Origin of the sequence: Kutzneria viridogrisea DSM 43870, from assembly GCF_000525635.1 — a bacterium.
GTDB lineage: Bacteria > Actinomycetota > Actinomycetes > Mycobacteriales > Pseudonocardiaceae > Kutzneria > Kutzneria viridogrisea.
This window is the reverse complement of the sequence record NZ_CP007155.1, coordinates 8,545,762-8,572,429: the sequence shown is the minus strand read 5'-3', so window position 1 is coordinate 8,572,429 and position 26,668 is coordinate 8,545,762. Positions and strand designations below refer to the sequence as shown.

Sequence of the window (26,668 nt, the reverse complement as noted above, 5' to 3'; positions counted from 1 at the left end):
GGTCAGCGCGCCGCCGGTGACCAGTGCCTTCACCTACTTCCGAGTCGTCCCGAGCGCCAGGTAGTCGTACATCTGGAATCCGTCGGTGACGAACACGTTCGTCAGGTTCTTCGGCCGGTACAGCAGGCCCTTGGCCCAGACGCCGGGCAGCACGTAGGCGTCGTCCATGACCTTCTTGTCCACGTCCACCCAGGTCTTCTCCCGGGCAGCGGTGTCCGTTGTGGACAGTGCCTTGTCCACGAGCGCGTCGACCGCGGGGTCCTTCACGCTGAGGTTGGTGTTGCCGCCGGAGGCGCGGATGACCCGGCTGTCCACGATCTGGCTGAGGAAGCCGAAGCCGTCCGGCCAGTCCGCACCCCAGCCGTTGAGCATCAGGCCAAGGCCGTTGCTCTTGGCGTAGTCCGGCTTGCCCGCGTACAGCTTGAAGTAGTCACCGGTCGGGAAGGGCTTGATGTTCAGCGTGATGCCCGCCTTGGCCAGCGACTGCTGCAACGCCTCGGCGGAGGCCTTCTCCTTGGGCCGCTCGGAGCGGTAGGCGATGTTGGTGGTGAAGCCGTTGGGCTGCCCGCACTGCTGGAGTTCCTCCTTGGCCTTGGCCACGTCCCCCTTGTTGTCCGGGCCAGCCGGGTACTGGTTGAACTTCTCCGCGCCGGGGATCACCGGGGGCAGCAGGTTGGTCGCGATCTCGCCGCCGGTCGGCCCGCCGTAGGCGTTCTGGTAGCCCACCTTGTCGGTGGCGTACTCCACCGCGCGGCGGCAGTGCACGTTGTCCAGCGGGGCCACGTCACCGTTGATCGAGGTGTACCAGATGCGGGCCACCGTCGCGGAGTCCGCGTTGGCCTTGAGCGCCTGGTCGCCGAGCACGCGGCCCTGGGCGGCGGGCTGCACGCCGCTGCCCGCGATGTCCACGTCCAGGTCCCCGGAGATCAGCCGGTTGTCGATGTCGTCGGCGTTGACGTTGAGCGAGACCTCGTACTTGTCCGGCAGCGCCTTGCGGTTCGGGTCGGTCTTGGGGTCCCACTGGTCGTTGCGCACCAGGGTGAAGTTCTTGCCCAGGTTGTTGGACTCGAACTTGTACGGGCCCGTGGCGACCACGTGCTCCTTGTACTTGGTGCCGGTGTCCTTGGCCTGCGGCACCGGGATCGTCGCCGGGAGCTGGGCGAAGTAGTCGAAACCGCTGAAGGGCTTGAGCAGGTGGAACACGATGGTCTGGTCGTCAGGGGTGTCGATGGCCTTGAGACCGAGCTTGTTCGGATCGGAGTCCTTGTAGGGGCTGGTGTAGCCCTGGAGGTCCAGGAAGTCGTTGAAGTAGGTGGGGCCGTTGGGGTAGGTGTCCTTGTCCAGCGAGCGCTCCACCGCGTACTTGACGTCCTTGGCGGTCACGGCCGAGCCGTCCTCGTACTTGACGCCCTTGCGCAGCTTGTAGGTCCAGGTCTTGGCGTTGTCGCTGGGCACGCCGAGCGACTCGGCCAGGTCCGGCACCAGCTTGGCCCCGTCGGCCCCCGGCGCGGAGGCGAACATCACCAGCGAGCGCCCGTAGAGCCGCACGAAGTTCCAGGAGTAGGCGTAGTAGGTGTCCGCGGGGTCCAGGGAGTCCCAGTCACCGGAGTTGGCGATGCGGATGGTGCCGCCCTTGGCATCGGAGGGGTTGAACACCTTGCCGACACCGGCGTTGAACGCTGCTGCCGTCGTGCTGCTCGACCCGCCGGTGCCACCACCACAGGCGCTCAGGCCCATGGTGAGTGCGGCGGTGACGGCGACCGCCGCCACTAAGGGCTTTCTTCTCATGTGCGGGTTCACCCCTCGTAGTCGGGAAGGTGGGAACTTGCTTGCGCGTCAACGGGCGCGCGGATCCAGCGCGTCGCGCAGGCCGTCACCGAAGAGGTTGAACGCCAGCACGGTGACGAAGATGGCCAGACCGGGCACGAGCATGAACTCGGGGTCGATCTGGTAGTAGTGCGCCGCGTCGGACAACATGCCGCCCCAGGTGGGGGTCGGCGGTCGTACGCCGACACCGAGGAAGGACAGCGCCGCCTCGAACAGGATGTTGGTCGGGATCAGCAGGGTGGAGTAGACCAGGATCGGCGCGGCCAGGTTGGGCAGCAGCTCGCGGAACAGGATGTAGGGCTGGCGGGCGCCCAGGCTCTTGGCCGCGTCCACGAACTCGCGCTCCCGCAAGGAGAGCGTTTGCCCGCGGATGATCCGGCCGATGTAGGGCCAGTTGAAGAAGCCGATGATGAAGATCAGCAGGGCGATGCGCAGCACGTCCCCGGACAGGCCGAAGGCGTTGTCCGGCACCACCCCGGCCAGCGCCAGCGCGAACACCAGCAGCGGGAAGGCCAGGAACACGTCCATCAGCCTGCTGATCAGGGTGTCCACCCAGCCGCCGAAGTAGCCCGCGACCACGCCCATCAGCGTGCCGATGACCACCGAGAGCATGGTGGCCAGGAAGGCGATCAGCAGCGAGATCCAGGACCCGGCGAAGATGCGGGCCAGCAGGTCCCGGCCGCTGGTGGGTTCGATGCCCAGCGGGTGCGCCAGGCTGATGCCACCGAAGGCGCCCTTGGGGATCTGTAGGTCGGGGTCGATCAGGTCCTGGTTGAACGCGGTGGTCGGGATGAGCCCGAACAGCTTGTCCAGCACGCCCGCGGCCAGCGCGGCCAGCACCAGCACGGCCACCACGACCCCGCCTGCCATGGCCACCCGGTCCCGCTTGAGCCGCAGCCAGGCGATCTGCCGCAGGGACCTGCCCTGGATCGACCCGCCGGCACCGGTGAGCACGGCCCCTGGCTGTGCCTCGGGTGCCGAGCTCGGTACGTCCATGGGCGCCGTCATCGCCTCACCCCCGGTTGGGCAGCTGGTGTCTGAAGGTTGCTCGCAGGCGTGACGCACCTCACGAGGTGAGCAGACTCTGAGCCCTGTTCGCGAATGGCGCCAGATTCAGGACACGTCCGTGGCTTGATTGTGATTCACGTGCCGGGACGGTGGCCGCCTTCTTACGCTAGGTGCCCTAAGCGCGGTTACCTCGACCGGGTGCAAATCAACTGCTAGGCGGGCTCAAATCGGTGAAATCTGTGAACGACCTGCGCTCTGATCAGGCGTTTTGCCTGAGTTGTCGCTGGCGTGTCCCTGTTATTTGAATCCCGTCGCACGGCTTTGTCAACTGTGTGTCAATGCTCGGTTTCGCCCTGTCACGATTTCGGTTATTCGGTCAAGAAAACAATCTGCTGTCCGGTGGTCACGGTCCGTGTGTGGAGCCGGGCGCGCGGGGTTCCACACACTGTGATTGAGTGCTCACGTCAAGCCAGGTGAGCTCGGTGAGGCTGCGATGAAGCGTGGTGTGGCCGTACTCGGCGCCGCGGTGCTGGTGACCGCGCTGATCCCGGCGCTGCCTCCCGTGCTCGCCGCCGCCGACGAGGGCTGGCTGGTGCCCTCGGCGGAGCCCCCGCTGATCGGCAACGGCTACCTGACCGCGCGCGTGCCCGCCGCCGGCACCGGCCTGACCGCGCTGGCCCTGCCGAAGGTGGGCATCCCGCTCCCGGTGTCCACTGTGGAGCTCATCGACGGGCCGGGCGCCCCGCCGCGCACCGACTACCGCCAGTCCCTGGACCTGCGCACCGGCACCGTGCTCACCACCGGGCGCTGGACCTCGGCGGGCGGGCACAGCGCCGAGGTCCGCTACCGGGTCCTCGCCGACCGGGCGCGGCCGCACGTGGCCGTCACCCGGCTGGAGATCACCCCGAACTGGACCGGCACCCTTCAGGTGAGCGACCTGCTCGACGGCAGGACTCCCGGCGGGGACTCGGTTGTCGTGCGGTCCGGTGCGACCACCGTGGCGCTGGCGTCCAGTGTGGACTCACCGGGCCGGTTCCCCGTGCGGGCGGGCGAGCCGGTCGCGGTGACGAGGTACCTGGGCGTTGCCAGCTCAGTCGACTCCGTCGACCCGCTGGCCACCGCTCGCGCGCAGGTCGCGACCGCCGCGCAGTTCGGCTGGCAGTCGGTGGCCCGCGAGAACGAGTTGGCCTGGGGCCAACTGTGGCGCGCCGACATCGAGGTGCACGGGGACGATGCCGTGCAGCGCCAGGTCCGTGCCGCGGTTTTCGCCGTGCTGGCAGGGGTTCGCGCGGGATCCTCCTGGCCCGGTGATCCCGCGGCGCTGCCGTGGACCGAGGCCGCGGTGCTGCCGCTGCACCCCGACATCGCCACCTCGATGCTCCAGTACCCGGTGCCCGCGCCCGGACCCGAGGCCGCACTGTCCACCTGGCAGTACTGGCTGGCCAGCGGGGACCTGACCTGGTTGCGCGCCAAGGGTTTTCCCGTGCTGCGCGCGACGGCCGACGCCCTGCTCGCCCGCTCCGAGGCGCTCGACGTGCCCGCCCGCGACTCGCTGCGCTTCGCCGCCGCGGCGGCCACCCTGGTCGGCGCGCAGCCCGATCCGCGCTGGAAGGCCGCCGCGGACCGCTTGGCGGCTGCTCGGCAGTCGCCTTCGCTGCCGCGCGCGTTCCCGTGGCACAACGACCAGCCCGATTCGGTCACCCGCAACGACTTGCACCAGGACCAGTCCCGCGCGGAGTGGGCCGACGGCGTGCGCTCGATCGTGGCCGGTGAGCTCGGCGACCCGGGTTGTGCCGCCTTCACCTACACGCAGCGCAGCGCCCCGCGGCCGGGTGACGGCCTGGTGCGGTCGGCGGCGTTCGTGCAGGAGTTCGTCTACGGCTACCCGGGGCTGCGGCTGCGTTCGGACGCGGTCGTGCTCGACCCGTTGCTGCCGCCGCAGTTCACCGGCATCACCGTGAACCGGTTGGAGTGGCAGGGCAGGGCGTTCAGCGTGCGGATCGGCGCCGAGCAGACCACCGTCCGCCTGCTGTCCGGGCTGCCGCTGCCGATCGAAGTGGGCGGCACCAAGCAAACCCTTGCCCCGTACGGGGAACTCACCGTGCCGACCCGTCGGCCGGACCGCTCGCCGACCGGGGACCTCGCCCGCTGCGCCCCGGTCGTGGCCGATCTCGCCGACCCCGACGCGCCCGCCTCCTCCGCCGTCGACGGGGATCCGAGCACCGGCTGGCGGACGCCGCGCCCCCAGTCGGCGCTCACCGTGGACCTGCGCGGGGACCACGCGTTGCGCTTCCTGGCCGCCACCTGGGGCGCCCACCGCCCGAGCGCGTGGACCGTCTCGGTGTCCCAGGACGGCACCACCTGGCGCACCGTGGCGCGGCCCGCCCCCGGCTCCGGCACGGTCGACCTCGGCGGCCAGCGGGCCCACTTCCTGCGCGTGTCCGTCTCCGGGACCGGGACCGAGCTGGCCGACCTGCAAATGGGCTGAGATGTGGCAGCCTGCTGGTATGGCTGACTACGAGCACATCCTGGTCGACACCGACGGCGACACCGCGCGGATCACCATGAACCGGCCCGCCCGGCGCAACTCGCTGTCGGCCGAGCACCTCACCGAGCTGCTGCACGCCGTGCGCGCGGTCTCGGACACCCATGCCACCGGCATCGTGCTCGCGGGCAACGGGCCGGTGTTCTCCGCCGGGCACGACTTCGGCGACGTCTCCGCCCGCGACCTGCTGGGCGTGCGCGAGCTGCTGACCCTGTGCACCGAGCTGATGCACGCCATCCAGCTCGCGCCCCAGGTGGTGATCGCCCGCGTGCACGGCCTGGCCACCGCCGCCGGGTGCCAGCTCGTCGCCTCCTGCGACCTGGCCGTGGCCGCCGAGTCCGCCGGTTTCGCCCTGCCCGGTGGCAAGGGCGGCTGGTTCTGCCACACGCCCGCCGTGCCGGTGGCCCGCTCCGTGGGCCGCAAGCGGCTGATGGAGCTCGCGCTGACCGGTGACCCGATCGACGCCCGCACGGCCGAGCAGTGGGGCCTGGTCAACCAGGTCGTTCCCGATGAGGAGCTGGACAAGGCCGTCGACCACCTGCTGACCCGCGCCACCCGTGGCAGCCGGGCCAGCAAGGCCCTGGGCAAGCGCACCCTGTACGCCCAGCTGGACCGCCCCGAGGCCGACGCCTACGCCGTGGCCCTGGAGGTCATGGCCGCCGCCTCGCAGATCCCCGACGCCAAGGAGGGCATGGCCGCCTTCCTCGCCAAGCGCCCACCCCTCTGGACCGACTGACCCCCAACCCCGCGAGTCCCGCTCTGGGGCGCGCGAGTCCCGCTGAGCCGCGCTGGCGGGCGCTCGGACGGTACGTCATGAAGGTGCCGTTGGGGACGTTGCGTGTCGTGAGGGGCACCTTCGGGGCATGGCGTGGGTGAGCGGGTCTAGGCATGCCCCCGCGCCGTACTGCCCTGAAGGTGCCGTTGGGGACGTTCAATGCCGTGAAGGGCACCTTCATGACAGTGCCGAGGCGTGCTGTGAAGGTGCCGTTTGCTGCGTTGGGTGCAGTGAAAGCCACTTTCGCGGCGGTCGGGGTGGGCTCGCGACGTCGTGAGGGGTGCCTTGGGGGCGTGGCGTGGGTGGCCGGGTGTGGGCCTGTGCCCGTGCTGCGCTGTCGTGAAGGTGCCGTTGGGGACGTTGCGTGTCGTGAGGGGCACCTTCGGGGCATGGCGTGGGTGAGCGGGTCTAGGCATGCCCCCGCGCCGTACTGCCCTGAAGGTGCCGTTGGGGACGTTCAATGCCGTGAAGGGCACCTTCATGACAGTGCCGAGGCGTGCTGTGAAGGTGCCGTTTGCTGCGTTGGGTGCAGTGAAAGCCACTTTCGCGGCGGTCGGGGTGGGCTCACGACGTCACGAAGGGCACCTTCAGGGCACGGTTCGCTCGGCCGGTCGGGCATGCACGCCGCCGCCCCCAATAGAGTCGCCTCGCTCGGGTTGATCGGGAGGTGGCGGTGGACGAGGCACGGCGGGCACGGGCCGAGGCGTGGTTCCGGCAGCGGGGGCTGCCCAGCGTGGTGCGGGGCAGTTCGGGATTGGGTGACCTGACGGTCCGCGTGGCGCCCGCGGTGGCGTTCCTGACCGTGCTGGAGGTCCTGGTGACCGTGTTCGCGGCGATGACCCCCGACACGGAGGCGGCCATGGGTGCGAGGTTGGAGGACCCGAACTTCGCGCTGGCCTACGTCGTGGTCGCGGCCCTGACCGTGATCCTGCCGCTGCTGGCGGCCTGGTTGGTGCTGCGCTGGAACCGAGGGCGGCGCATGAGGCAGTTGACGATCACGGTGGTGCTGGTCGTTTCCCTCGTGGAGATCGTGCTGTTGCCGGTGATCGGCCACCTGGCGAAGGTCACCGACTCGGTCTCCGAGGGCGTGGTGGAGAACCTGTTGCTGGTCATCGCGCTGTACGTGCTGGTCAAGATCGGCGCGGGCTCGGTGTTGGGCTGGGCACTGCGGGCCGCGCTGAGCCAGGTCAAGGCGGTGGGCACGCTGACCAGCAAGGCGCTGCCCCTGTTGCTGCTGTTCGCCACCTTCCTGTTCCTGACCACCGAGCTGTGGCAGGTCACCGCCACCCTCACCCGCGCGAGGCTGTGGGGCGTGGTCGCCTTCTTCGCCGTGGTCGGCGTCGTGTTCCTGGTCTCGGTGCTGGTCGAGGAGCTGCGCAACCTGGTGCAGCGGGTCGACCGGAACGTGCCGCCGGAGCGGCTGCTGGCCACCCCGTTCCAGATGCAGGCCCGCCACCCCGACCACGATGAGGACCCGCCGCTGCGCAGGGGAGAGCAGCTGAACCTGGTGTTCGTGCTGGTGCTCGCGCAGCTGTTGCAGGTGGTCGTGTTCGGCGTCCTGGTGTTCCTGTTCTTCCTCGCCTTCGGCGTGCTGGCCATCGACGACGACGTGATCAAGTCCTGGACCACGCACGACCCGACCCCGGGCACCCTGTTCAAGCTGCACCTGCCGCTGTCCAACGAGCTCATCCAGGTGTCGGTCTTCCTCGCGGTGTTCTCCGGCCTGTACTTCGCGGCCTCGGCCGCCACCGACCCGCTGTACCGCCAGGCGTTCCTGCAACCGCTGCTGGACGACGTGTCGGTCAGCCTCACCGCCCGCCACCTGTACCTGAGGGACATCTCGTGAACGCCTTCTACGAGCAGTTGGACGACAACCGGTTCGCCGCGAGCGAGCACAGCCGTGGCCCCTGGGACGCCAACGCCCAGCACGGCGGACCGCCTTCGGCCCTGCTGGGCCGCGCCGTGGAATCCCGGCCCGGCGAGCGACCCGGGTTCCGCCTGGCCCGGATGACCTTCGAGATCAGCCGCCCGGTGCCGATCGCCGAGCTGGTGGTCAGCACCCGGGTGCTCAAGTCCGGGCGCAGCGCCGAACTCGTCGAGGCCGAGCTCGCCCAGCCCGGCGGCGACCCGCTGCTGAGGGCGCGCGCCCTGCTGGTCCGGGTCGCCGAACAGCCGCAGCCCGCGATCGCCGACCCCACCGTGCTGCCCGGCCCGGACCAGGCAGAACCCAAGCCGTTCTTCCCAGTCGCCTACGAGGTGGGCTACCACAACGCGATGGAGTGGCGGTTCGTCTCCGGCGCCTTCCAGGAGCCGGGCCCGGCGACCTGCTGGCTGCGCATGAGGATGCCGCTGGTCGCCGGGGAGCAGCCCAGCCCGCTGGTGCGCGTGCTGATCGCCGCGGACTCGGGCAACGGGGTGAGCACCGTGCTCGACTGGCGCACGCACACGTTCATCAACCCGGACCTGACCGTGCACCTGCACCGCTACCCGGTGGGGGAGTGGGTGTGCCTGGACGCGAGGACCACTGTGGACGCGGGCGGCATCGGGCTGGCCGACACCGCCCTGCACGACGAGAAGGGCGTCATCGGGCGCGGGGCGCAGAGCCTGCTGGTGACCGCTCGCTAGCGGAACCCGCCCGCGTGATCCTGCGCCCACTGCGCGAAGGTCCGCGCGGGCTTGCCGAGCACCTGCTCGACGGTCGGCAGCGGCGCCAGCTCCACCTCGACTGGCTCTGGCTCGCCGCCGGAGTAGGACTCGAAGCCCAGCATGAACCTCGCCATGGCCGCCGCCCAGCCGCCTTGCCGCTCGTAGTGGGCCAGTGCCTGCTCCCGCGTGACGTCCAGGAAGCGGACGTCCCGGCCACGAGCCCTCGCGATCTGTGCCGCCTGCTCGCGGGAGGTCAGCACCCGAGGGCCGGTCAACGTGTACGCGCGACCCACGTGTTCGTTGTCCAGCAACGCCTTGACGGCGACCTCGGCGATGTCGGCCTCGTGCATCGGGCAGCCCGGCGAGTCCGGGAACGGGTCCCAGATCGCATCGCTGTCGCGAATGGACGGTCCCCACATGAACAGCTTGTTCAGCGCGAACTCGCCCGCGCGCACGTGTGTCCACTCCAGACCCGAGTCCTCGACGGCCTGCTCCACCGGCAGGTGGAACCCGCTGTCCAAACCCGCCGTCACCGCGCCGGAGGACAGCGTGACGATGCGCCGGACACCTGCCTCCGCCGCCCGTGCGACAACCTCCCGTGCCGTCTCCGGTACCGGGAACAGGTAGATCCGATCGACCCCCCGCAGCGGAAGGCCCTCCGGATCGGTCAGGTCGCCGCGCACCAGGTCGACGCCCGCGGGCAGCGCTGCCGCCGACGGATCGCGGGTCAGCGCCCGCACCCGCGCGCCGGAGCGGACCAGCTCCCGCACCACGACCCTGCCCACGTTGCCGGTCGCGCCGGTCACCAGCACCGTCGTCACAGCCCCTCCTCGATGCCGTCCAGAAGCCGGTCAAGGCCGAACTCGAACACCGCGAGCCGGTGCTCGGTCGTGCTCGCCGCGAAGCCGCCGTCCAGCCACAGCTGGTTGATCGCGGGGTAGCGAGTCGGGTCGAAGTGGTTGTCCCAGAACGACTGTCGCCGCGCCCACCAGCTGTCCGCCGACTGGCCCGTGGTGCGCTCCAGCTCCTGCGCCTCGACCTCCGCGCGCACCGCGCCGTCCACGAAGATCGCGATCGAGCCCAGTGCGACGCCCACCTGGTGCGGCGCGAGGCCGATGCCCGCCAACACCGCGCACAGGAACTCCTGGCCCGCGAGGTGGCCGGGTCCCAGCGGCGGACGCGCCAACGACACCTCGCGCAGCCACGGGTGCTGCCGGTACACCTCCCGCGTGCGCTCGGCGTACCGGCGCACCTGTTCGCGCCAACCCGAGGAGTCCGCCTCCAGCCCGCGTTCGGCCAGGGCGGCGTCCACCATCAGGTCGATCAGCTCCGCCTTGGCCGGTACGTGCGTGTACAGCGACATCGTGCCGACCGCCAGCTCCTCGGCCACACGTGCCATCGACATCGCGGCAAGGCCCTCGCGGTCGGCCACTCCGATCGCCGCGCGCACTATGCGCTCCACGCTCAACTTCGGCGGACGCCCACGTCGTGCCGGGGACCTCGCCCGCCAGAGCAGCTCGATCGTGCGGTCAGGATCACCCGCGCCACTGCGCTCCACACGCCCCCCAATTTCCGTACCAGATACGGTAATTGCTGGCGGTGGGTCAGCGCAACAGGGCCGCCAGGGCGGCGGCGATCACCGGCTGCTCCTCGGTACCGGCTCGCACCACCAGTTCCACGGTGCGCTGCAAGCCCTCGGCGGGGACCAACGCCACCCCGGGCGGTACGGCGTGCGTGGCCAGCGCGGGCAGCATGGACACACCGAGTCCGGCGGCCACCACGTCGAGGGTGACCGAGATGCTGCTGGCGAGGTGGGCCAGCTCAGGGGTGAACCCGGCGGTGCGGCAGGCGTTGAGCACGGCGTCGTGGCAGGCGCCACGGGGGAAGGTGACCCAGGGGTGCTCGCGCAGACCGGACAGCCCCTCCTGCTCGACCAACCCGCGCAGCCGCTCCGGCACGACGATCAGGAACGGGTCCTCGCGCAGCCGCCTGCTGACCAGGCCGGTGGGCAGGGTGGTGCCCAGGTGCCCGTACCGGTAGGCGATCACCAGGTCCAGCCTGCGCTGCTTGAGCATGGGCAGGGTCTGCTCCGGCTCGCCTTCGGTGAACCGCACGCGCAGCTGCGGGTGCGCGCCGGTGAGCGAGGAGGCCATGGGCAGCGCCAGCTCGGCGAACGCGCTGGTGAAGCAGCCCACGGCGAGCTCACCGGCCAGCCGGTCGTCCAGCTCGCGCACCTCGGCGGCGGCCCGCTCCAGCGTGGCGAGCACCTCCTCGCAGCGCCGGGCCAGCGTCTGCCCGGCCGAGGTCAGCCGCACCGTGCGGCCCTCCCGCAACAGCAGCGGACGCCCGACCTCGGCCTCCAGCGCACGCAGCTGCTGGGACACCGCCGAGGCCGTGACCTGGTGCACCTCGGCCACGGCCGTCACCGTCTGGTACTCGGCGAGGTCGCGCAGCAGCACCAGTCTGCGCACGTCGATCACGGCGCCAGCCTAGTTACGGCTGCCGCAGTTCGTGCAGCAGCAACAGCGTGTACGCGGCGATGCTCTGCGCGTCGGTGATCTCCCCGCGCGAGATCATCGCCTCGAACTCGGCCCGGTGGAACCAGGCCGTGCGCATGTCCTGCTCCTCAAGCTCGCGCTCGGGCGTGCCCTCGGTCAGGCCGGTCGCCAGGAAGACCGAGCCGCGCTGGCTGGACATGCCGGGCGCCACGTCCAGCTCGCCCAGCGACACCATGCGCTCCGCGCGCAGCCCGGTCTCCTCGCGCAGTTCGCGCGCGGCCAGTTCGGCGGCCTCGGTCTCGGCCCGCTCCGGCGCGGTGCCCTGCGGGAACTCCCAGCGCCGCCGCCCCAGCGGGTAGCGGAACTGCTCCACCAGGTGCAGCCGCTCCCCGTCCAGCGGGATGACCAGCGCGTAGTGCGGCTTGTCCACCACCCCGTAGATGCCGGTCGAGCCGTCGTTGCGGCGGATGTCGTCCTCCCGGACGGTCATCCACGAGTTGGCGTACACCTGACGCGAGTCGAGTGATTCCACGCTGCCGATCCTGTCACCCGTTGAGCCGGGACCGCCGCATGCCGTATCCGAAGTAGACGATCAGGCCCACCAGGGTCCAAGCGCCGAAGGCGAGCCAGGTCTGCGGGGCGAGCCCGAACACCAGCAGCACGCACAGCGCGAGCCCGATCAGCGGGGTCACCGGCATCAGCGGGGTGCGGAACCCGCGCGGCAGCTCGGGCTGGGTGCGGCGCAGCACCAGCACGCCCACGTTGACCAGTCCGAACGCCACGAGCGTGCCGATGCTGGTGGCCTCCGCGAGCTGGCCCAGCGGCACCAGCGCCGCCAGCACCGCGACCACGCAGCCGATGATGATCGTGTTTGCCGCGGGCACCCTGCGCCGTGCGGTCACCCGCGAGAACACGCCGGGCACCAGGCCGTCCCGGGACATCGACACCAGGATCCGGGTCTGCCCGTACAGCACGGTCAGCACCACCGAGGCGATCGCGACCACGGCGCCGACCGCCAGCACCGTCGAGGGCCAGCCCGCGCCGGTGACCAGCTTGAGCACCGTGGCCAGGGAGGCCTCCGAGCCGCTGAGCGTGTCCACCCCGGCCGCGCCGATCGCCGTCAGCGCCACCAGCACGTAGGCCAGGGTCACCACGCCGAGCGAGATCATGATCGCCCTGGGCAGGTCGCGCTGTGGGTTGCGCGCCTCCTCGCCCGCCGTGGAGGCCGCGTCGAAGCCCACGAAGGAGAAGAACACCGAGGAGGCCCCGGTGGCGATGCCCGCCACCCCCATCGGCGCGAACGGGGTCAGGTTCTTCGAGTTGAACGCGAACACCGCGACCACCACGAAGAACACCAGCACCGCGATCTTGAACAGCGTGGTGATCACGGTGATCGCCGCGCTCTCCCGGATGCCACCGAGCAGCACCACCATCGCCAGCAGCACCACCACGGCCGCGGGCAGGTTCACCACCCCGCCGTCACCGGGCGGTGCGGACAGCGCCTCCGGGATGCGCACGCCGATCGCCGTCTCCAGGAACGAGTTCAGGTAGCCGCCCCAGCCGACCGCCACCGCCGCGATCGACACCCCGTACTCCAGCAGCAGGCACCAGCCGCACACCCAGCCGACCAGTTCGCCCAGCGTGGCGTAAGTGTAGGAGTAGGCCGAACCCGACACCGGCACGGCCCCGGCCAGCTCCGCGTAGGACAGGGCGGAGAACAGGGCTGCCAGCGCCGCCAGCACGAAGGACACGATCACGGCCGGTCCCGCCTTGGGGGCCGCCTCGCCGAGCACCACGAAGATCCCGGTGCCCAGCGTCGCGCCGACCGACAAGGTGATCAGGGGCAACAGGCCCATGCTGCGTCTGAGCGAGCTGTGTTCGACCTCTGCGGCCATGGTGGACACGGGCTTGCGGCGCAGCAGGGCCGAGGACCTGCTCGCAGGGTCGAACTTCGGTCCAGACGTCACTGACATGACGGGCGACGGTACCGTGACGCGGTGCGTCTTGTGATCGCTCGGTGCCAGGTCGACTATGTGGGCCGCCTCACCGCCCACCTGCCGATGGCCCAGAGGCTGTTGATGGTGAAGGCCGACGGCTCGGTCCTCGTGCACTCCGACGGAGGCTCGTACAAGCCGCTGAACTGGATGTCCCCGCCGTGCTGGCTCATCGAGGAGCCGGGCATGTGGGTGGTGCAGAACAAGGCCGGGGAGAAGCTGATCATCACCCTGGACGAGGTGCTGCACGAGTTCAAGCACGAGCTCGGCGTGGACCCCGGGCTGGTCAAGGACGGGGTCGAGGCGCACCTGCAGGAGCTGCTCGCCGAGCACGTCACCACGCTCGGCGAGGGCTGGAAGCTGGTGCGCCGCGAGTTCCCCACCGCCATTGGGCCGGTCGACCTCATGTGCCGTGACTCCGAGGGCGTCTCGGTGGCCGTGGAGATCAAGCGCCGCGGCGAGATCGACGGGGTCGAGCAGCTCACCCGGTACCTGGAACTGCTCAACCGCGATCCGCTGCTGGCCCCGGTCAAGGGCGTGTTCGCCGCCCAGCAGATCAAGCCGCAGGCCAAGGTGCTCGCCGAGGACCGGGGCATCCGCTGCGTCACCCTGGACTACGACGCCCTACGCGGCACCGAGTCCGACGAGTTCCGGTTGTTCTGAGGTGCCATGAAAGTGGCTTTCACTGCGTTCAACGCAGTGAAAGCCACTTTCATGGCGGGTGGCAGCGGGCTCACCCCCGGCCGCACAGCCCCAGCAGGTACGCCCGGAACGCGGTGTGGATCACCGCCTGGCCGCGGTCGCTCTGGTGCAGCCGGTCGGCGGCGTAGAGGCCGAGCGGGTCCGCCTTGTCGAAGTACGGGTCCAGCCCGAGGTACAGGGTGTTGTTGTCACGGGCAAGTGAGCGGATTGCTTGCTGGTGGGGGACTTGGTCCCCGTGGTCGGCGATGAAGGTCTCGTTGGCGACCCATGGGGCGTGCACCAGGAGCACTGAGGCACCGGGTGCGACGGCGCGGATGCGATCCAGCACTTTCTGGTACTGGGCCGAGAAAGTCGCGGGCGGCACGCCCTTGACCCAGTCGTTGATGCCCCAGTCCATGATGACCAGGTCCGGGTGGTTGCCCACCGCCTCGACGCGGTCGGCGTACCAGCCGCCGGGGCCGAAGTCGGCGGCGGTGGTGCCGCCGATGGCGCCGGTGGTCCAGATGCGGTCGAGCACCCCGTCGGCGCGCAGCGACCGTTCGAGCAGCGCGTGCCAGCGCCGCTCTGGCGGTTGCACGTCCTTGGCCTCCATGATGGAGTCGCCGAGCACGTCGATCACGACTCCGCCGCGGGCGAGGGCGGCACACCACGCGGCGGCGGGATTGCCGGTGGGCGCGGGGCTCCCGGTGGGCGCGGACAGCACGCCGACCACGAGGATCACCGCGAGCCGGATCGCGAAGTAGATCACGGGCAACCGCCTCCCACTGCTAGCTGGTACACCAGTTTAGGTTGCCTGCTTTGGGTTTTCTGTCCGGATGGGGACAGGTTCCCCCGAGGTGGTGGCGGGACGCTGTCCACTCGCGGATTCATGGAGGCGTGCTGATGCCTCGAATGATCGCAGTCTCGGCGGCCACCGTGCTGGCCGGAGTTGTGCCGGGCACCGTGCTGCCCAACCCGGTTCCCGCCGCTGTGGAGCGCAAGTGCACCTCGTACAACAAGTACGAGGGCGAGCACTACCAGCCCAAGCAGTTGGCGCAACTGGCCAAGCAGGCCGGATTCACCGAGGAGGACCTGGTGATCGCGGTGGCCGTGGCGCTGGCGGAGAGCAGCGGCTGGACCAAGGCCGTGCTGGTCAACGAGAACTGCACCACCGACCGGGGGCTGTGGCAGATCAACGACTACTGGCACCCCGAGGTCACCGAGAAGCAGGCGTTCGACCCGCCGACCAATGTGCGGGTCGCGTACCAGATCTTCATGGAATCGCAGAACTGGAAGCCTTGGTCCACCTTCGAGAGCGGGGCCTACAAGGAGAACATGGACACCGCGCGCGAGGCGGTCAAGGAGCTCAACGCCTCCTGAACCGCTCGGACAGCACCGGGTCGTCCTCCCACCATGGCCGGTCCGAGGACTGCTCGGCTTCCCGCTCGTCCAGTTCCCGGTCGATGCGCACGGCCTGCTCGGCGTCCTGGCGGCTCATCCGGTTGAGCAGGGCGCCGAGGAAGGGCAGCCCGGCCAGGTCGCCGACGATCCACAGCACCCCGGCGCCGATGGTCTGGTCCAGGCGCAGGTCCGGACCCCAGGCCCGGCCCAGGGACTGGTAGTAGTCCGCGGCGACGAGGTGCCCGGAGAACCACAGGGTCAGCCCGAGCGCGGCGTCGAAGACCACCTCGGCGAAGGTGATCCACACCGACACCAGGTGCGGGTAGCCGCGCGGCACCGGGTCCAGTTGCAGCCTGCTCCAGAAGTAGGCGAAGCCGATGAGTAGCAGGGCCAGCCTGGTGAGCTCGTCGAGCACGGGAGAGCGCAGCACCGCCGGGTACCAGTCGGTGAAGTACAGGGCCCAGGGCGTGGCGATCAGCAGGGCCGAGGCGGTGGCGGGGAAGGCCAGCACCCGGCAGAACCGGCTGTGCAGGGCCGAGCGCAGCCGGGCGACCAGGCCGGGCGGTGCGGTCTCGCGCAGCAGGGTCAGCGGCGCACCGAGCGCCAGCCCCAGCGGGGCCACCATCAGCAGCAGGATCACCTGCGCGGCACGCATCGAGAACAGCACGTCGGAGTAGGCGCCGATGCTGGACAGCGTGGCCAGGGCGTAGGCGCCCAGCCCGCCGCCGAACCAGGTCACCGACCGGGCCCGGGGCCAGTGCCCGCCACCGCGCCGCACTCGGCGCACCGCCGTGGCGTACCAGCCGCCGAGCAGGGCGATCAGCACCAGTGACACGGGGTCCGGCGTCCACACCGCCAGGGCGGTGATCACCGTGAGAGGCTCGGGCACGCCTCCAGTCTGCACCCGGCCGAACCAGGAGTTCAGCGTGGTCGAAAACGTTTGCGTGTTCTGTGCCATCGTGTCCGGAAACGCCCCCGCGAGCGTGGTCCACAGCGAGGAGGACCTGATCGTGTTCTGCGACCTGAACCCGATCACCCGGGGTCACCTGCTCGTCGTGCCGAAGGCGCACTCGGTGGGCCTCGCGGACCTGCCCGAGGCCACCGGCCAGCGGTTGTTCGGCACCGGCCAGCGCATGGCGGCGGCGCTGCGCCGCAGCGGGCTGCCGTGCGACGGGGTGAACCTGCTGCTGGCCGACGGGGAGGCGGCAGGGCAAACAGTGTTTCACGTTCACCTGCACGTGATCCCTCGACATGCGGGAGATCCGCTTCGCTTCCACACTGGCCAGCGCGGCGCGTCCCGGTCCGACCTGGACGCCGTCGCCGGGCTGGTCAGCGCCGTGCTGTGACCGGTCTGTGCTTGACCCGGCCGGGTGAATTAGTGTGCGTGCCCAACAAATGCAACAGCTCGGTTTCAAGCAGTTCACGGCCGGGGTCCTGTGCGGTACCGTTCGCGCGCCCCTCGGATCGTGATGGGTGCTGTTTGGTTATGTTGGATGTGGAGGTGGGCTGGTGACCGTCATCGCGGACGGGAGCCTCCGGCTAGACGCCGGACCTGTGGACTACGCCCTGCTCGGGTTCTATTTCCTGCTGGTACTGGGCATCGGCGCGCTGGCACGGCGCTCGGTGTCCTCCAGCCTCGACTTCTTCCTGTCCGGCCGATCGCTGCCCGCCTGGGTGACCGGCCTGGCCTTCATCTCCGCCAACCTCGGCGCGGTCGAGATCTTCGGCATGACCGCCAACGGGGCCCAGTACGGCATCCCGACGGTGCACTACTACTGGATCGGCGCGATCCCGGCCATGGTGTTCCTCGGCCTGGTGATGATGCCGTTCTACTACGGCTCCAAGGTGCGCAGCGTGCCTGAGTTCCTGTTGCGCCGGTTCGGGCCCTTCGCCCACCTGGTCAACAGCCTCAGCTTCGCGCTGGCCCAGGTGTTGATCGCGGGCGTGAACCTGTTCGCGCTGGCCACCGTGATCAACCTGCTGCTGGGCTGGCCGCTGTGGGTGTCGATCGTCATCTCGGCGGCGATCGTGCTGGCCTACACCACCCTGGGCGGCCTGTCGGCGGCCATCTACAACGAGGTCATGCAGTTCTTCGTGATCGTGGCGATGCTGCTGCCGCTGACCATCGTCGGCCTGTACAAGGTCGGCGGCTGGAACGGCCTGGTCGAGAAGATCACCGCCGCGAACGCCGACGCCTCCGCGCAGCTGAGCTCCTGGCCGGGCAGCAACCTGACCGGCATCGCCAACCCGGTGCTCTCGGTCATCGGCCTGGTGTTCGGCCTTGGCTTCGTGCTGTCCTTCGGCTACTGGACGACCAACTTCGCCGAGGTGCAGCGTGCGCTGTCGGCCAAGAGCATGTCGGCCGCCCGGCGCACCCCGCTGATCGGCGCGTACCCGAAGACCCTGATCGTGCTGATCATCGTCATCCCGGGCATGCTCGCCGCGGTGCTGTCCCCGGACCTGGCCGCGTACAAGGCGGCCGGGGCACCCAAGGGCGCCGAGATCACCTACAACAACACGATCGAGGTGCTGATCCGCGACCTGCTGCCCAACGGCATGCTGGGCATCGCGATCACCGGTCTGGTGGCGGCGTTCATGGCGGGCATGGCGGCCAGCGTCAGCTCGTTCAACACGGTGTTCACCTACGACCTCTGGCAGACCTACGTGGTCAAGAACAAGCCGGACGAGTACTACCTGCGCACCGGTCGCTGGATCACCGTGATCGGCTGCCTGATCGCCATCGGCACGGCGTTCATCGCGGGCACCTTCAACAACATCATGGACTACCTCCAGACGTTGTTCGGCTTCTTCAACGCCCCGCTGTTCGCCACGTTCATCCTGGGCATGTTCTGGAAGCGGATGTCCCCGCTGGCCGGTGGCATCGGCCTGATCGTGGGCACCGGCTCCGCGGTCACCGTGGACATCCTCAGCCGCAACGGGGTGCTGGACCTGTCCGGCCAGGGCGCCAGCTTCGTGGCCGCCAGCGTCGCGTTCCTGATGGACATCGTGGTCAGCGTGCTGGTCACGCTGGTGACCAAGCCCAAGCCCGACTCCGAACTGGTCGGCCTGGTCTGGTCGCTGACCCCGCGCGACACGCTCAAGCACTCCGAGACCGGTGAGAACGCGGGCTGGTACCGCAAGCCGGTCGTGCTGGGTGTCGGCGTGCTCGTGCTGGCCGCCGTGCTCAACGTCATCTTCTGGTGAGGGAGGAAACCGTGTCCGAGCAAGGAAACAAGAGTGCGGGTCTGTTCGACCTGCGCTACATCCTGGCGTTGCTGTTCGGGGTGTACGGCCTGGTCCTCACCGTGATGGGCCTGTGGTTCACCAAGCCGGAGGGCCTGGAGAAGGCCGGTGGCGTCAACATCAACCTGTGGGGCGGGATCGTGATGCTCCTCGCGGGCATCGCCTTCACCGCCTGGGCGAGGCTGCGCCCGATCGTGCTGCCGGATGCCGGCGACGCCACTGGCGCCGGCGAGGGCTGACAGCACCAGCTCATCGCTACCGCGACGGCCGGTTGCCGGGGCACTGCGCCTCAGCGCCGGCCGTTGCGGTGCGGGTACACCGGGTTGAAGGCCTCCACGGTCCACGCGTCGATCCAGCGGACCGCGCGGCCGAGTCCGGCCCGTCCGCGCCGAGCCTGCGCACGCAGAGCAGAGGTGCGGGTCTTCGTCACTGGGTGTCCTCCTGACAGTCGTTCGAACCCTTGCACCCAGTACATCGTTCCGATCTTCTGTATCGTTCCCGAAGCTGTCCGTGAGCCCTGTCACCCTCCGTGTTATCACGGTGTGAGCCCGGGTTTCGGGTTCGGCGCACGCGGATCGGCGCTGGTCGCTACCGTGCACCCGTGCTCCGTCTCGTCAGCTGCGCGGTCCTGGCCGCCGTGGCGCTCACCGCCTGCACCCCCGGTGCCGACCAGGCCAGATCGGTCTCGCCGAGGACCGCCGTCCAGGCGACCGCCACCGGCGTGGCGATCAACAAGGGGCCGACCGACCCGGCCTTCGCCGCGGACAGGCTGCGCGCGGTGGACCCGTGCGGGCTGCTGGACAAGAAGACCCAGGCCCTGGTGGGCACCCCGGGTGAGGCGGCGGGCAACCCGTTCACCGGCTGCCAGGTCTCGATGAAGGACGGCTCCGGTCAGGTCATGCAGCTCAGCCTGGACCTGGGCAGCCCGATCAGCGAGGTCAAGAAGGACGCCACGACCGAGCTGGCTGGCACACGCGTGCTGGAGACCAGGCAGGGTTCCGGCTGCATGGACAAGGCGATCACCCAGGACACGCCCGGCCTCGGGCTGGTGCTGCGGGTGGACGCCAAGGGCGGCACCGACCCGTGCGAGGTGGCCCGCAAGCTGGTCACCGCCGTGCTCGGCAGGCTGCGCACCGCCCCGCCCGCGATGAACAACCCCAAGGGCACGCTCGCGGTGGTCGACCCGTGTGCACTTGTCGACAAAGCCACGGTCGACAGCCTGGTCGGCACCTCGGCCACCGCCCAGCCGCAGCAGCTGCACGAGTGCCTGTGGCGGCAGCCCGGCGTGCTGCTGTACGTGACCTTCCGGATGTCGGGTGACCCGTCGATGCCGGTGCTGGAACACAAGACCACCCCGGTGGACCTCGGCGGGCTGACCGCCTACCAGCTGCCCAACATCTCCACCCTGGCCGGTTGCTCGGTGTCCTGGTGGCCGCGCGCCACCGCCGCCGCCAGCGAGACGGTGGTGATCCGCTACGACGCCGAGGGCGACAGCTGCGCGAAGGCCGTCGCGGCGGCGAAAGTTGTCGCGGGCAAACTTCCCAGGTCCTGAGCGGTCGGCTCAGATCACCTCGTCACACGACGGAATTCTGTCGTACTCTTCAGTAACAACGAGGTGAGCGGTACCAGCTGGGAGGGTCGATGACTCAGACAGCCCCGGAGAGCAGCGCGGTGGGCGCGGCCGGATCGGACGAGCATCCCAAGCGGTTCGCCTCGTTGGATCCCCGCACCGGCGAGGTGGTCGCCCACCACCCGGTGCACAGCGCCCAGGAGGTCACCGAGGCGGTGGCCACCGCGCGCCGGGCCGCGACCTGGTGGGCCGAACTGGGCTTCGACGGCCGCAAGCAGCGGCTGGACGCCTGGCGCAGGCTGATCGTGAAACGCCTGGACGAGATCGCGAACCTGGTCAGCGCGGAGACCGGCAAGCCCAACGCCGACGCCAAGCTGGAACTGGCCCTGGTCATCGACCACCTGCACTGGGCGGCGCGCAACGCCGAGCGGGTGCTGCGCAGGCGCCGGGTGGCCTCCGGGCTGCTCATGCTCAACCAGGCCGCGACCGTGGAGTACCGCCCGCTGGGCGTGGTCGGCGTGATCGGCCCGTGGAACTACCCGATCTTCACCCCGATGGGCTCCATCGCCTACGCGCTGGCCGCGGGCAACACCGTGGTCTTCAAGCCCTCCGAGCTGACCCCCGGCGTCGGCGTGTGGCTGGCCGACACCCTGGCCGAGGTCGTACCCGAGCACCCGGTGCTCAGCGTGGTCACCGGCTTCGGCGAGACCGGTGCCGCGCTGTGCCGCTCGGGGGTGGACAAGCTCGCGTTCACCGGCTCCACCGCCACCGGCAAGCGCGTGATGGCCTCCTGCGCCGAGTCGCTGACCCCGGTGCTGCTGGAGTGCGGCGGCAAGGACGTGCTGATCGTGGACTACGACGCCGACGTGGCCGCCGCGGCCGACGCCGCGCTGTGGGGCGCCATGTCCAACGCGGGCCAGACCTGCATCGGCGTGGAGCGGGTCTACGTGGTCGAGGACGTGGCCGAGGAGTTCGTGGAGCAGATCACCAAGCGGGCGGCCAAGTTGCGGCCCGGCGGCCAGCCGTCCGCGGACTTCGGGCCGATCACCATGCCCTCCCAGGTTGAGGTGATCCGCTCGCACGTGCAGGACGCGCTGGACAAGGGCGGGCGCGCGGTGGTCGGCGGCACAGAGTCGGTGCGGCCGCCCTTCGTGGAGCCGGTCGTGCTGGTCGACGTGCCCGAGGACTCGCTGGCGATCACCGAGGAGACCTTCGGGCCGACCGTCACCGTGAACCGGGTGCGCGACGTGGACGAGGCCGTGCGGCTGGCCAACGCGGGCAAGTACGGGCTGGGCGGCACCGTGTTCTCCAAGTCGCGCGGGGAGCAGGTGGCCCGCAGGCTGCGCACCGGCATGGTGGCGGTCAACTCCGTGATCGCGTTCGCGGCCGTGCCCGCGCTGCCCTTCGGCGGGGTCGGCGACTCCGGGTTCGGGCGCATCCACGGTGAGGACGGGCTGCGCGAGTTCACCCGCGTGCAGTCGGTCACCCGCAAGCGCTTCAAGCCGGTGCTCAACCCGATGTCGTTCTCGCGGGGCGGCGGGGTCGTCGGCAGGCTCATGGCCATCGTCAAGGCCCGCTACGGCCGCTGACCCACCGCGAGTCCCGCTCTGGGGCGCGTGAGTCACGGCCTGGTGGGCGGGACTCGCGTGCGGGAGAGCGGGACTCGCCGGTTCAGGAGGTGAGCTGGGCGCGGAGCTCGGTCAGCACCTGGTTGGCGGCCAGCACACCCAGGCCCAGGTACCAGGTCTCGTCGGCCACGGTCTTGGCGTGACCGGCCTTGACCGCGCCCAGGGTCTGCCACAACGGGTTGGTCTGGAACGAGTTCTGCTGGGTCTTGCTCGGGTCCCCGTAGCTGCCGACGAAGATCCAGTCGGCGTCGGCCCGGTCGATCTGCTCCGCGCCCACCTGCACGGCCAGGTCGTCCACCTGGCCCGAGGCGTTGGTGGGCAGCCCGGTGTCGGCCAGGATCGTGCCGATGAACGACTTGCGCGCGTAGACCCGGGTCATGTTCGGCATGAACCGCAGCGGGGAGATCGTCGGCTTGCGGCCCAGCTTGGCCTGCACCGCCTCGCCCACCGCCTTGGCCTCCGACTGGTAGTCGGCCAGCAGCTTGTCGGCCTGGTCGGTGCGGTCCAGCGCGGCGGAGTTGAGCAGGAAGTTGGCCTTCCAGGTGTAGCCGGGTCGCTCCGAGAACACCGTCGGCGCGATCTTGGACAGCTTCTCGTAGGACTTCTCCGCGCGCAGCTTGGAGCCCAGGATCAGGTCGGGCTTCAGCTTGGCGATCGTCTCCAGGTTCAGGCTGTTGATCGTGCCGACGCTGGCCGGGGTGCCGCCCTTGGCGCCGATGTAGCCGGGCATGGTCGGCGAGCCCTCGGTGTAGGCCACGCCCACCGGCTGCACGCCCAGCGCCACCACGTTGTCCAGTTCGCCCACGTCCAGCACGACCACCCGCTCCGGCTTGGCCTTGAGCGTGGTCTCGCCCATCGCGTGCTTGATCGTGCGCGGGAACTGGCCGGGCAGCGCGTCGGTGCCGTACTTCGCGGTGCGCTCGCCGGCGGACTGGAACGCGGAGCCGCCCTGGGCCACCTCGGACTTGGCATCGGTCGCCGCCTGGCCGCACGCGGTCGCACCGACCAGCAACGCGGCCGCGGTCATGGCGAGGATGATCCTCTTCACTCGGCACCCCTTCACTCTTTTAGGTGAGCCTACCTTTACTTATTGATCACTGGCGTCGGGCCGGGCACCGGGGTAGGAAGGGGCCGTGAGCGGAGGTCTCCAGTGAAGAAGATCATCAACGATCCGTCCGCAGTGGTCGCCGAGGCGTTGCGCGGCATGGCGCTGGCCCACCCGGAGCTGATCAGGGTGCGGCCCGACCCGGCCGTCGTGGTCCGCGCCGACGCCCCGGTCGCGGGCAAGGTGGCGCTGGTCTCCGGCGGCGGTTCCGGCCACGAGCCGCTGCACGGCGGCTTCGTCGGCAGGGGCATGCTCGACGCGGCCTGCCCCGGCGCGGTGTTCACCTCGCCCACCCCCGACCAGATCAGCGCCGCCGTCGAGCAGGTGCACGGTGGCGCCGGGGTGCTGCTGATCGTCAAGAACTACACCGGCGACGTGCTGAACTTCGAGACCGGCGCGGAACTGGCCGCCGCCGAGGGCGTGGACGTGCGCACCGTGGTCATCGACGACGACGTGGCCGTCAAGGACTCGCTCTACACGGCGGGCCGGCGCGGGGTCGCGGGCACGATGCTGCTGGAGAAGATCGTCGGCGCGGCGGCTGAGCGCGGCACGGACCTGGACGGCTGCGAGGAGTTGGCCCGCCGGGTCGTGGCCAACCTCCGTTCGCTCGGACTGGCGCTGACCGCCTGCACCGTGCCGCACGCCGGTGAACCGAGCTTCACCCTTGCCGAGGACGAGTTCGAACTGGGCGTTGGCATCCACGGCGAGCCGGGCCGCCAGCGACTGCCCATGGAGCCCGCGGACCAACTCGTCGCGCGGCTGCTCGGCCCCGTGCTGGAGGACCTGCCCTTCGCCGAGGGCGACCGGGTGTTGCTGCTCACCAACGGTATGGGCGGCACCCCGTTGGTGGAGCTCTACCTCGCGCACGGCATCGCCGAGAAGTTGTTGGCGGACAAGGGGATCGTCGTGGAGCGCCGACTCGTCGGCTCGTACGTGACAAGCCTGGAGATGCAGGGTATGAGCCTGACCCTGCTCAAACTGGACGAGGAACTGACCGAGCTGTGGGACGAGCCGGTCAACACCGCGGCACTGCGTTGGGGGATCTGAGCATGACCTGCACCACCGAGACCCTCGTGGCCGCCGTGCGCGGACTGGCCGGGGTCGTCGCCGAGCACCGCACCGAGTTGATCGACCTCGACCGCGCCATCGGCGACGCCGACCACGGCGAGAACCTCAACCGGGGCTTCACCGCTGTGCTGTCCGCTTTGGACAGCTCCACTCCGGACAGTCCCAGCGCGATGCTCAAACTCGTTGCCACCACGCTGATCTCCAAGGTCGGCGGCGCGTCCGGACCGCTGCTCGGCACGGCATTCCTGCGCGCCGCGACGGCCACCGCAGGTCAGTCCGAACTGGACGGTGCCGCCGTGGCCGCGGCGCTCAAGGCGGCGCTGGACGGGGTCGTGGCCAGGGGCAAGGCCGAGGTCGGCGACAAGACGATGGTCGACGCGCTGGCGCCGGCCGTGCAGGCCGCCACCGAGGCCGCGGGCGAGTCGGTGGCCGACGTGCTGGCCGCCGCCGCGAGCGCCGCCGAGCAGGGCGCCGAGTCCACGATCCCGTTGGTGGCGCGCAAGGGGCGGGCCTCCTACCTCGGCGAGCGCAGCGCGGGCCACCTGGACCCCGGCGCGCGGTCCACCGCCCTGCTGCTGCGGTCGCTGGCGAACTCGGCAGGTGCGCGGTGACCGTCGGACTGGTGATCGTCTCGCACAGCGCGAAGCTGGCCGAGGGCGTGGCCGAACTGGCCCAGCAGATGGCGCCGGAGGTGCTGATCGCACCCGCGGGCGGCACGGCGGACGGCGAACTGGGCACCGACTACGACCGGGTCTGCGCCGCGCTGGACCGGGTGGACCGGGGCGGCGGGGTGGTGCTGCTCTACGACCTGGGCAGTGCCCAGATGATCGCGGAACTGGCCGTGGAGGGGCACTCCGGGGCGGGCGAGGCGTTCGTGGTGGAGGCCCCGCTGGTGGAGGGCGCCGTGGCCGCCGCGGTGGCGGCCCAGTCCGGGGCGGACATCGACGGGGTGAGCCGGGCCGCGAGTTCGGCGGCCGAGGCGCCGGTGGACTTCGTCGTGGACGACAAGCCCACCGCGTACCGGGCGGAGATGGTGCTGCACAACGAGGTTGGCCTGCACGCGCGGCCCGCGGCGCTGCTGGCCAGGGCCATGGGCGGACTGCGGGCCGAGGTCGCTGTGCGGCACGGCGAGCAGCAGGCCGACGCGCGCAGCGTGCTGGCGCTGATGGGGCTGGCCGCGCGCGACGGGGACACCATCGAGGTCGTGGCGAGCGGTCCCGACGCGCGTGAGGCGATCGCACGCGTGCAGGCACTGGTGGAGCGCGGCTTCGAGGAGTGAGCCGGTCGGGGTGAACCGGTCCCACCGGGCACGCGTAGAGCGTGTCGGAGGGACCGGCCCCTGACCTGGAAGGGCTTGCTCATGATGGTCACCCGCATACTCCTGGCCGGAGTGGTGCTCGCTGCCTTCGTGCTGATCGCCGCGGCCCCCTACGCCCGCTCGGACGACCTGGGCCGTCGCGGGGACCAGAACGCGCTGCGGATCGACCCCGCCTCGGTGCGTGGCGGTCAGACCGTGCGCATCGAGGCCCGCTGCGGCTCCGACCAGGTCGACCTCGTTGCCTCCGGCGCGCTGACCGAGGTGCGCCAGTTCGTGCGCACCAACCGGCGTGAGGGGCTGCTGGAGAGCGCCGCGACGGTCCGCACCGACGTGCGCTCGGGCGTGTTCGACGCGGCGTTCCACTGCGGCAGGCAACTGGTCAGCACCCAGATCGCCGTGACCAACCAGGCGCAGCCACCCGCGAGCGGGGCACCGACCAGCACGATGATCATCCCCGTCGGCGCGCCGGAGACCGGGGGCGCGCCACCGCCGCTGGACAGCGGTCCCGACCTGCTCGGGCTGGCCGAGTTGAGCGGGGTGGTGATGATCGCGGGCGCGGGCGCCGCCGTGACGGTGGCCTCCCGGCGACGGATCGCCGCGCGATGATGCACCCCGTGGCGCACCTGCGCCGACCTCGGCGGCCGGTGAACCCTGGCGAGAGCAAGCGGGGCAACGCCCTGGGCATCGCCGCACTGATCACCGCCTTCGCACTGGCCGGTGTGGTGATCGGCATCCTGCGCAGCGGCGGGGTGGGCATGACCAGTGCGCTGGGCCTGAGCGACAACGGCATCGCCTTCCAGTTGCCGCCGCCCGCGCCCGGCACGACCACGCCCACCGCGCCCGCCGACCCGACTGTGCCGGTGCGCGTGGACATCGACGGGGTCGACGCGCACTCCTCACTGATCCCGTTGGGGCTCAACGGTGATCGCACGGTCCAGGTGCCGCCGATCGAGCAGCCGTTGCAGGCGGGCTGGTACCGCTTCGGTGTGCGGCCAGGGGATCTGGGCCGGGCCGTGGTGCTCGGGCACGTGGACGGCAACGGGCAGCCCGGGATCTTCGCCCGGCTCGCCGCGCTGCGGCCTGGGGACACCGCGCGCATCACCCGGCAGGACGGCAGCGTGCTCCGCTTCACGGTGCAGCAGGTCCAGCAGATCCCCAAGACCAGCTTCCCCACCCAGCAGGTCTACGGGCCCTCCGCCCAGCGCGAGCTCAAGCTGATCACCTGTGGCGGCCGGTTCGACCCGGCGACCCGCAGGTTCGCCGACAACGTGATCGTCTCCGCCGTGCTGACCTCCTGATCGCGCCGTCCAACTTGCACGATTCGGTGGCGAAGCTCACCCAGCGCATTCGTGCCCACGTGG

General features: G+C 70.4%; 27 protein-coding genes. 16 read left to right on the top strand and 11 right to left on the bottom strand.

Annotation, left to right across the window (positions count from 1 at the left end; translation table 11 throughout):
• Window positions 1-33: 33 nt before the first annotated feature.
• Window positions 34-1,788: an ABC transporter substrate-binding protein gene (locus tag KALB_RS37310; RefSeq protein WP_025360781.1), complete on the bottom strand. Its 1,755-nt coding sequence runs from the start codon at window positions 1,786-1,788 to the stop codon at window positions 34-36.
• A gap of 48 nt (window positions 1,789-1,836) precedes the next feature.
• The gene (locus KALB_RS37305) at window positions 1,837-2,835 is read right to left on the bottom strand and encodes an ABC transporter permease (RefSeq protein ID WP_025360780.1); all 999 of its coding nucleotides are present in this window, start codon (window positions 2,833-2,835) and stop codon (window positions 1,837-1,839) included.
• Between the two features lie 493 nt (window positions 2,836-3,328).
• Between KALB_RS37305 and KALB_RS37300 the strand changes: the two genes are divergently transcribed.
• From KALB_RS37300 to KALB_RS37285, 4 genes are all read left to right on the top strand, one after another.
• Window positions 3,329-5,323 (top strand): glycosyl hydrolase family 65 domain-containing protein, encoded by a 1,995-nt coding sequence (locus KALB_RS37300; protein WP_025360779.1) that lies wholly within the window; start codon window positions 3,329-3,331, stop codon window positions 5,321-5,323.
• A gap of 19 nt (window positions 5,324-5,342) precedes the next feature.
• Complete coding sequence (locus KALB_RS37295) at window positions 5,343-6,116, top strand: enoyl-CoA hydratase-related protein (protein WP_025360778.1); 774 nt, start codon at window positions 5,343-5,345, stop codon at window positions 6,114-6,116.
• A 712-nt stretch (window positions 6,117-6,828) separates the two neighbouring features.
• Complete coding sequence (locus tag KALB_RS37290; RefSeq protein ID WP_025360777.1) at window positions 6,829-8,001, top strand: hypothetical protein; 1,173 nt, start codon at window positions 6,829-6,831, stop codon at window positions 7,999-8,001.
• On the top strand, window positions 7,998-8,780 hold the full coding sequence (locus tag KALB_RS37285; protein ID WP_025360776.1) for a thioesterase family protein: 783 nt from the start codon (window positions 7,998-8,000) through the stop codon (window positions 8,778-8,780). The genes KALB_RS37290 and KALB_RS37285 overlap by 4 nt, the downstream gene beginning before the upstream one ends.
• Here the strand turns inward: KALB_RS37285 and KALB_RS37280 are convergent.
• From KALB_RS37280 to KALB_RS37260, 5 genes are all read right to left on the bottom strand, one after another.
• Window positions 8,777-9,622 carry an SDR family oxidoreductase gene (locus tag KALB_RS37280; protein ID WP_035967112.1) on the bottom strand — a complete coding sequence of 282 codons (846 nt, stop codon included), beginning with the start codon at window positions 9,620-9,622 and terminating at the stop codon, window positions 8,777-8,779. The genes KALB_RS37285 and KALB_RS37280 overlap by 4 nt on opposite strands.
• On the bottom strand, window positions 9,619-10,251 hold the full coding sequence (locus tag KALB_RS37275; RefSeq protein ID WP_236650104.1) for a TetR/AcrR family transcriptional regulator: 633 nt from the start codon (window positions 10,249-10,251) through the stop codon (window positions 9,619-9,621). The genes KALB_RS37280 and KALB_RS37275 overlap by 4 nt, the downstream gene beginning before the upstream one ends.
• 154 nt (window positions 10,252-10,405) lie before the next feature.
• On the bottom strand, window positions 10,406-11,281 hold the full coding sequence (locus KALB_RS37270; protein WP_025360773.1) for a LysR family transcriptional regulator: 876 nt from the start codon (window positions 11,279-11,281) through the stop codon (window positions 10,406-10,408).
• A gap of 13 nt (window positions 11,282-11,294) precedes the next feature.
• Window positions 11,295-11,831: an NUDIX domain-containing protein gene (locus KALB_RS37265; protein ID WP_025360772.1), complete on the bottom strand. Its 537-nt coding sequence runs from the start codon at window positions 11,829-11,831 to the stop codon at window positions 11,295-11,297.
• Window positions 11,832-11,844: 13 nt separating this feature from the next.
• Entirely contained in the window at window positions 11,845-13,272 is a 1,428-nt protein-coding gene (locus KALB_RS37260) for an amino acid permease (protein ID WP_042221205.1), read from the bottom strand.
• Window positions 13,273-13,296: 24 nt separating this feature from the next.
• Between KALB_RS37260 and nucS the strand changes: the two genes are divergently transcribed.
• Window positions 13,297-13,956 (top strand): endonuclease NucS, encoded by a 660-nt coding sequence (gene nucS, locus KALB_RS37255; RefSeq protein WP_025360770.1) that lies wholly within the window; start codon window positions 13,297-13,299, stop codon window positions 13,954-13,956.
• 70 nt (window positions 13,957-14,026) lie between these two features.
• Here nucS and KALB_RS37250 read toward each other — a convergent pair whose 3' ends face one another.
• Window positions 14,027-14,743, bottom strand: a complete 717-nt coding sequence (locus KALB_RS37250; RefSeq protein ID WP_025360769.1) for an SGNH/GDSL hydrolase family protein — start codon at window positions 14,741-14,743, stop codon at window positions 14,027-14,029.
• A gap of 134 nt (window positions 14,744-14,877) precedes the next feature.
• On the opposite strand from KALB_RS37250, the gene KALB_RS37245 reads away from it, so the two are divergent.
• The gene (locus tag KALB_RS37245) at window positions 14,878-15,354 is read left to right on the top strand and encodes a transglycosylase SLT domain-containing protein (RefSeq protein WP_148309803.1); all 477 of its coding nucleotides are present in this window, start codon (window positions 14,878-14,880) and stop codon (window positions 15,352-15,354) included.
• On the opposite strand, the gene KALB_RS37240 is transcribed toward KALB_RS37245, so the two are convergent.
• Window positions 15,341-16,264, bottom strand: coding sequence for a cytochrome c oxidase assembly protein (locus KALB_RS37240; RefSeq protein ID WP_025360767.1), 924 nt, complete (start codon window positions 16,262-16,264; stop codon window positions 15,341-15,343). The two genes, KALB_RS37245 and KALB_RS37240, sit on opposite strands and share 14 nt — an antisense overlap.
• A gap of 37 nt (window positions 16,265-16,301) precedes the next feature.
• Between KALB_RS37240 and KALB_RS37235 the strand changes: the two genes are divergently transcribed.
• From KALB_RS37235 to KALB_RS37225, 3 genes are all read left to right on the top strand, one after another.
• Window positions 16,302-16,721, top strand: a complete 420-nt coding sequence (locus tag KALB_RS37235) for an HIT family protein (protein ID WP_025360766.1) — start codon at window positions 16,302-16,304, stop codon at window positions 16,719-16,721.
• Window positions 16,722-16,884: 163 nt separating this feature from the next.
• Entirely contained in the window at window positions 16,885-18,579 is a 1,695-nt protein-coding gene (locus tag KALB_RS37230) for a sodium:solute symporter family protein (protein ID WP_025360765.1), read from the top strand.
• A gap of 11 nt (window positions 18,580-18,590) precedes the next feature.
• Entirely contained in the window at window positions 18,591-18,857 is a 267-nt protein-coding gene (locus KALB_RS37225) for a hypothetical protein (protein WP_025360764.1), read from the top strand.
• 50 nt (window positions 18,858-18,907) lie between these two features.
• Here KALB_RS37225 and KALB_RS47965 read toward each other — a convergent pair whose 3' ends face one another.
• Window positions 18,908-19,048, bottom strand: a complete 141-nt coding sequence (locus KALB_RS47965) for a hypothetical protein (RefSeq protein ID WP_158510880.1) — start codon at window positions 19,046-19,048, stop codon at window positions 18,908-18,910.
• A 171-nt stretch (window positions 19,049-19,219) separates the two neighbouring features.
• Between KALB_RS47965 and KALB_RS37220 the strand changes: the two genes are divergently transcribed.
• Both KALB_RS37220 and KALB_RS37215 read left to right on the top strand, forming a co-directional pair.
• A complete protein-coding gene (locus KALB_RS37220) occupies window positions 19,220-20,170 on the top strand; it encodes a hypothetical protein (RefSeq protein WP_025360763.1) in 951 nt (316 codons plus the stop codon).
• 89 nt (window positions 20,171-20,259) lie between these two features.
• Window positions 20,260-21,777, top strand: coding sequence for an aldehyde dehydrogenase family protein (locus KALB_RS37215; RefSeq protein ID WP_025360762.1), 1,518 nt, complete (start codon window positions 20,260-20,262; stop codon window positions 21,775-21,777).
• A gap of 82 nt (window positions 21,778-21,859) precedes the next feature.
• Here the strand turns inward: KALB_RS37215 and KALB_RS37210 are convergent, their stop codons facing one another.
• Complete coding sequence (locus KALB_RS37210; RefSeq protein ID WP_025360761.1) at window positions 21,860-22,864, bottom strand: ABC transporter substrate-binding protein; 1,005 nt, start codon at window positions 22,862-22,864, stop codon at window positions 21,860-21,862.
• Window positions 22,865-22,966: 102 nt separating this feature from the next.
• Here KALB_RS37210 and dhaK point away from each other — a divergent pair, with 102 nt between their 5' ends.
• The 5 genes from dhaK to KALB_RS37185 all read left to right on the top strand — a co-directional run bounded on the left by dhaK (window position 22,967) and on the right by KALB_RS37185 (window position 26,605).
• On the top strand, window positions 22,967-23,968 hold the full coding sequence (dhaK, locus tag KALB_RS37205; protein WP_025360760.1) for a dihydroxyacetone kinase subunit DhaK: 1,002 nt from the start codon (window positions 22,967-22,969) through the stop codon (window positions 23,966-23,968).
• Between the two features lie 2 nt (window positions 23,969-23,970).
• The gene (gene dhaL / locus KALB_RS37200) at window positions 23,971-24,600 is read left to right on the top strand and encodes a dihydroxyacetone kinase subunit DhaL (RefSeq protein ID WP_025360759.1); all 630 of its coding nucleotides are present in this window, start codon (window positions 23,971-23,973) and stop codon (window positions 24,598-24,600) included.
• A complete protein-coding gene (dhaM, locus tag KALB_RS37195) occupies window positions 24,597-25,268 on the top strand; it encodes a dihydroxyacetone kinase phosphoryl donor subunit DhaM (protein WP_025360758.1) in 672 nt (223 codons plus the stop codon). The genes dhaL and dhaM overlap by 4 nt, the downstream gene beginning before the upstream one ends.
• Before the next feature lie 81 nt (window positions 25,269-25,349).
• On the top strand, window positions 25,350-25,913 hold the full coding sequence (locus KALB_RS37190; protein ID WP_025360757.1) for a hypothetical protein: 564 nt from the start codon (window positions 25,350-25,352) through the stop codon (window positions 25,911-25,913).
• Window positions 25,910-26,605 carry a class F sortase gene (locus KALB_RS37185; protein WP_025360756.1) on the top strand — a complete coding sequence of 232 codons (696 nt, stop codon included), beginning with the start codon at window positions 25,910-25,912 and terminating at the stop codon, window positions 26,603-26,605. Before KALB_RS37190 ends, KALB_RS37185 begins: the two co-directional genes overlap by 4 nt.
• Window positions 26,606-26,668: the final 63 nt, after the last annotated feature.

What these genes read in the sequence shown, in the direction of transcription:
- KALB_RS37260 (WP_042221205.1), bottom strand. Translation starts at nt 13,272, where the DNA reads ATGTCAGTGACGTCTGGACCGAAGTTCGACCCTGCGAGCAGGTCCTCG.
- KALB_RS37245 (WP_148309803.1), top strand. Translation starts at nt 14,878, where the DNA reads ATGCCTCGAATGATCGCAGTCTCGGCGGCCACCGTGCTGGCCGGAGTT.
- KALB_RS37305 (WP_025360780.1), bottom strand. Translation starts at nt 2,835, where the DNA reads ATGACGGCGCCCATGGACGTACCGAGCTCGGCACCCGAGGCACAGCCA.
- KALB_RS37215 (WP_025360762.1), top strand. Translation starts at nt 20,260, where the DNA reads ATGACTCAGACAGCCCCGGAGAGCAGCGCGGTGGGCGCGGCCGGATCG.
- KALB_RS37185 (WP_025360756.1), top strand. Translation starts at nt 25,910, where the DNA reads ATGATGCACCCCGTGGCGCACCTGCGCCGACCTCGGCGGCCGGTGAAC.
- KALB_RS37310 (WP_025360781.1), bottom strand. Translation starts at nt 1,788, where the DNA reads ATGAGAAGAAAGCCCTTAGTGGCGGCGGTCGCCGTCACCGCCGCACTC.
- dhaL (WP_025360759.1), top strand. Translation starts at nt 23,971, where the DNA reads ATGACCTGCACCACCGAGACCCTCGTGGCCGCCGTGCGCGGACTGGCC.
- KALB_RS37295 (WP_025360778.1), top strand. Translation starts at nt 5,343, where the DNA reads ATGGCTGACTACGAGCACATCCTGGTCGACACCGACGGCGACACCGCG.
- KALB_RS37300 (WP_025360779.1), top strand. Translation starts at nt 3,329, where the DNA reads ATGAAGCGTGGTGTGGCCGTACTCGGCGCCGCGGTGCTGGTGACCGCG.
- KALB_RS37190 (WP_025360757.1), top strand. Translation starts at nt 25,350, where the DNA reads ATGATGGTCACCCGCATACTCCTGGCCGGAGTGGTGCTCGCTGCCTTC.